This window comes from Blautia sp. CAG:237 (genome assembly GCF_000436615.1).
Lineage (GTDB): Bacteria > Bacillota > Clostridia > Lachnospirales > Lachnospiraceae > Blautia_A > Blautia_A intestinihominis.
Window position 1 is genome coordinate 1 of the sequence record NZ_FR886742.1, and the last position, 4,781, is coordinate 4,781.

4 protein-coding genes are annotated in these 4,781 nt (G+C 45.5%); all 4 read right to left on the minus strand.

What is annotated here, in order from left to right; all coding sequences use genetic code 11:
* Positions 1–157 precede the first annotated feature (157 nt).
* Positions 158–1,375 carry a ribonuclease E/G gene (locus QZL69_RS08425; RefSeq protein ID WP_022214772.1) on the minus strand — a complete coding sequence of 406 codons (1,218 nt, stop codon included), beginning with the start codon at positions 1,373–1,375 and terminating at the stop codon, positions 158–160.
* Positions 1,368–2,075: a TIGR03936 family radical SAM-associated protein gene (locus QZL69_RS08430; protein WP_022214773.1), complete on the minus strand. Its 708-nt coding sequence runs from the start codon at positions 2,073–2,075 to the stop codon at positions 1,368–1,370. The genes QZL69_RS08425 and QZL69_RS08430 overlap by 8 nt, the downstream gene beginning before the upstream one ends.
* Positions 2,059–3,930 carry a TIGR03960 family B12-binding radical SAM protein gene (locus tag QZL69_RS08435; RefSeq protein ID WP_022214774.1) on the minus strand — a complete coding sequence of 624 codons (1,872 nt, stop codon included), beginning with the start codon at positions 3,928–3,930 and terminating at the stop codon, positions 2,059–2,061. The genes QZL69_RS08430 and QZL69_RS08435 overlap by 17 nt, the downstream gene beginning before the upstream one ends.
* A 192-nt stretch (positions 3,931–4,122) precedes the next feature.
* Positions 4,123–4,569, minus strand: a complete 447-nt coding sequence (locus QZL69_RS08440; RefSeq protein WP_022214775.1) for a nucleoside deaminase — start codon at positions 4,567–4,569, stop codon at positions 4,123–4,125.
* Between the last annotated feature and the right edge of the window lie 212 nt (positions 4,570–4,781).

The following is a 4,781-nucleotide window of genomic DNA, read 5'->3' on the forward strand; positions in this document are numbered from 1 at the left end:
ACCCCCTTTTTGGCCACCGCTAAAACCGTCGTTTGAGGGACGCGGAAGGCGCTGCGCTGTTCCGCTGGGAATTATAAGTTTACATAATTTTAATTATGTTAATAATCCTCCAAATAATGATGATAGGGATTGCTTCTATATTAATTGTTTATTGTCACTACTGCTGTTGATGTAGGTCTCTTAGGTCTTCTATTAGTGGGCGGCGGACTTTTTGGCGGGTCATTTCTAGGATGTGCAGTGGGGTGATGTCTATTGCTTTGCATTTGACTGGGTCTTTGCGTAGTTGTTTCTGGAGGACGTGGAAGAGTTCGTCCTGGTGGTCGAGGTTTTGCATGTTGATGAAATCAACTAGGATGATGCCGGAGAGGTTGCGGAGGCGGATTTGGCGGGCAATTTCTGTGGCGGCTTCTAGGTTGATCTTTCGGTAGGTTTCTTCAGCTTTTTTCTTGGCGGTGTATTTTCCGCTGTTTACGTCTATGGAAACGAAGGCTTCGGTTTGTTGGATGACTAGGAAGCCTCCGCTTTTGAGCCAGATTTTTTCGTGGCGTACTTCGTCGATTGCGGATTCCAGGCTGTATAGTTTATATAATGGAAGGAGTTTGTCCTGGTATAAGTTCAGGATTTGTAGTTTGTCTGGTTGGAATTCGCTTAGGTACTCGGAAATTTTTTCGTAAATGGCTGGGATGTCTGTAACGATCTCATCGAGATCGCGTGTATAGATGTCGCGGACTGCTGCCAGATAGAACGATTCTGATTCATATAAAAGGCTGTAGCAGGTGCGGTTTCGGCCGTGGAGGGCTGTTTTTTCGTACTGCTTTTTCAGAAGGTTCAGTTCGTGGAGGAATTCTTCCTTAGAGGCTTCGGCGGCGTTGGTGCGGGCTATGAGGCCGTAGGGGCGGTCTGGGAGGTTTCGTTCTTCTTCCAGCCATTTGTTCAAAAGGCTGCTCTCTTCTTTGGAAAGTTTGTTGGAGAAGCCTATTTTGCGGTTGCCGGTAGTGAGGACGAGGTATTTGCCGGAAAAGTTCAGGTTTGTAGTCAGGGCTGGGAGTTTCCCTTTCATGGCTTCGCGGTTGATCTGAACCAGGAGCTGGTCGCCAGGGCGCAGGGGCTGGTCTGACTTACGTCCGTCTGCGTAAATGGCGTTTGTGCACTGATTCAGTGGAAGGTAGCCGTTTACGGAATCGCTTAAACGGACAAAAGCCGCCTGGATATTGGCGGCAATGTTTTCGACTTGTCCTACATAAATGTTGTTAAGAGTGTTTTTCTTTCCGGACGGCTCCAGACGAAGTTCTACGACCTTCTGGTCTCTGAAGACTGCACAGACAGTACAGAGTACTTCGTCAAGGAGTATTTCCGTAATGATCAGCTTATTCAACTTCTTCACCTAATGCTTCCATAGAAATAAGTTTCCGGTGTTCTTCATCGCCTTTGTTGGCATAGATCTCGCGGCGTTCGATCATGTATGCGAACGGAAGTGGCTCCTCTCCCATCCATCGAAGGAAAGTGTCCATGACAAGTTCCGGTTTGGTGTAGTTGGAACTTGCAGAAGCGAGCTGCATGAAAACTCCCTCGCCGTCGAGATGCATTTCATAAATATACGGACGGATGTCTATGGTTTTTTCACTGCGCTTTGTTTTCTTGGTCACAATGATCTCTTTCTGGGAAAGAAATTCGTCCAGTTTCTCTCTCCAGGATGCAGCAGGTTCTTTTCCCTCACGGAACTGTACGAAATAGTCAGCTGCTGCCACCAGAGCCATGGCTGTGCTTGCCTTGCCATCCTCTACCTGACGGGCAGAACATACAGAAACGCCGTCCACCATGACTGCATTCAGACGTTCCTCGATCTCTTTTGTCGGAACAGTCTCTGTCAGTTCCATGTCAAAATATTCCCCGAGACTGGTAGTTCCTACACCAAGAGGTGCTGCAAAGGACATGATCATATGCGGGCTGTATCCGCCGGAAAAAGCAACCGGCAGTTCTGCACGGCGGATCGCTTTCTGGAAATAACGCATAGTATCCAGATGTCCTACAAATTTCATATGACCGGTTTTTGCAAATTTAATTCTTACTTTCACAGCACACACCTCCTTTGTATTTGAGAACGCCACAGCCGGAACATTTCTGACGGCAGTTCGGTGTTACAGTCTCTGCTTTTGCCTGCTCCCACTCGCGGATCAGGAACTTCTTGGTCACGCCTGCATCAATGAAATCCCATGGAAGGATCTCATCTGTGCTGCGTTCACGAAGGGTATAGAATTCGATATCCACACCTGTTTCTTTGAAAGCTTCTTTCCAGATATCATAATGGAAACTTTCGGACCAGGCATCATAAAGGGCACCTTTTTCGTATGCTTTGAGAATGACTTTGGAACAGCGTCTGTCGCCTCTTGCAAGGAATCCTTCCAGAACGGTGACATCCGGTTCATGCCAGTTGTAGCGGATGCTTCTCTGGTTCAGCTGAGAGCGGATCTCATTTTTGACAACTTTTGCTTTCTCAATAAAATCTTCCTCACGGAACATCGGAGCCCACTGGAACGGAGTGAACGGCTTCGGAACAAAGAAAGATGTACTGACATTGATCTGTACCTTTCCTCTTCGCTGTTCTTTCGGAACGACTTCATAATAAGTTTCTGCGATCTTCTGGGCAAGATGTGCAATTCCCTTCATGTCATCCTCTGTTTCTGTCGGAAGTCCGAGCATGAAATAAAGTTTTACCTGATTCCAGCCGCCCTTGAAGGCCTCGCCGGCACCGTGAAGGATATCTTCCTCGGTAAGTCCCTTGTTGATCACATTACGAAGACGCTGAGATCCCGCCTCCGGAGCAAAAGTCAGGCTGCTTTTCTTGACATCCTGCACCTTGCTCATGACATCCAGGGCAAAAGCATCGATTCGAAGAGACGGCAGGGAAATATTGACTGCCTCATCACGGAATTCATCGATCAGGAAGTTTACGATTTCTTTGAGCTGACTGTAGTCACTGGAGCTCAGAGAACTTAAGGAAATCTCCTCATGCCCGGTATTCTTGAGCATGATCCTTGCAGATTCCTTGAGAGTCTCCACGTCACGCTCCCTTGTCGGACGGTAGATCATACCCGCCTGACAGAAACGGCAGCCTCGGATACAGCCACGCTGGATCTCCAGTGTGACACGGTCCTGTGTCGCCTTGATATGTGGAACGACCGGTGCTTCCAATTTGTTGTAGTCTCTGTCCATATCGATGATGAGCTGTTTTTCTACTTTTTCCGGCACATCTGCATGCTTTGAACGGAAGGATTCAATCGTACCGTCTTCTTTGTAGGTAACTTCATAGAGAGACGGCACATAGATTCCCGGAATCTGTGCAGCTTTCAGAAGGAAGTCCTGCCTGCTGCCGCCGGCTTTCTTATTTGCCTTATATGCGTCAAACAGAGCGCCATAAACAGTCTCTCCCTCTCCAATATAAAAGAGGTCAAAAAACTCTGCCAGTGGCTCTGGATTATAAGCACATGCACCGCCACCGATCACGAGCGGATCATCTTCGACACGTTCTGCTGCCCGGAACGGAATTCCACTGAGATCCAGAAGCTGAAGTACATTGGTATAACACATCTCATATCCGAGAGTGATCCCAAGGAAATCAAACTCCTTTACCGGATCCTGGGACTCCAGAGTAAAGAGCGGGATCTTCTCCTCACGCATGATCTTGTCCAGATCCGTCCACGGAGAAAAAAGACGCTCACACCATACGTCGTCTCTTTTATTAAACATATCATATAAGATCATCATGCCGAGATTTGACATACCGATCTCATACACATCCGGGAATGCCATCGCAAAGCGGATATCTACATCATCTTTGTTTTTCATGACTGCATTGACCTCGCCGCCAATGTAGCGCGCGGCCTTGTCGATCTGCAGCAGTATCTCATCGCGTAATGCTAATTTTCTCATAGTTTTCCTTTCACTTTTTGAAGCAAAAAAATAACCTCACTGTTTCAGGGATATGTGAGACCATTTTAATACATTGTAATAATGACTGTTAACAATGTTTTTTATTATAAACAGATTATCAAAGAAGTGCAAGTGTTCCTTTTCATATCTTATTTTTAAAACTTAATCTTACCCCTTTGTATGATTATAAAATTACTCTTTCAGAATCGAAAGACTTCCTTCACGCAAAACACCTTCCGAAACCTGCGGTTGCCAGAAAGAATTATCAAATACCATTTTTGAGCAATTGCATCCGGTGTTTCCGAGAATATGCTCCAAATCAATATTGCTTGCACCGTAAACCAACCGTCCCAACTTCACCCAAACCATTGCGCCACTGCACATAAAACATGGTTCGCAGCTGGAATAAAGAGTATATTCATGCAGATCAGTAATTCCAGTCTGTGCACAAAACTCTCGGATCAGTCCTGCTTCTCCATGAAATGTTGGATCGTGTTTTGTATAAATTTGATTCTCATTGCTAAATACAATTTCGTCATTCTTGACAAGCACAGCGCCGAACGGCTCGTTACCATGTTGAACTGCCAATTTTGACAGTTCAATAGCCTTTTTCATAAACATTTCATCTTGCATTTTCATTTGATATACCTCTTTTCTGTATGCGGTAATCCCTGTTACCATTGTTCTTAGCAAACTCTAGTATACAGGTAAATCCACGTTGCTACAAATGTGGGGTCACTTCACATTATCTAAAACATATTGCGATAAGTCAAAATTACAATTTTCACACTTTAATTGATATAATATTCAACAACTAAACAAGGAGGCCATTTAACCATGAATAATGTAAA

Coding starts and splice junctions, on each gene's coding strand:
- QZL69_RS08435 (WP_022214774.1), bottom strand. CDS start 3,930: ATGAGAAAATTAGCATTACGCGATGAGATACTGCTGCAGATCGACAAG.
- QZL69_RS08440 (WP_022214775.1), bottom strand. CDS start 4,569: ATGAAAATGCAAGATGAAATGTTTATGAAAAAGGCTATTGAACTGTCA.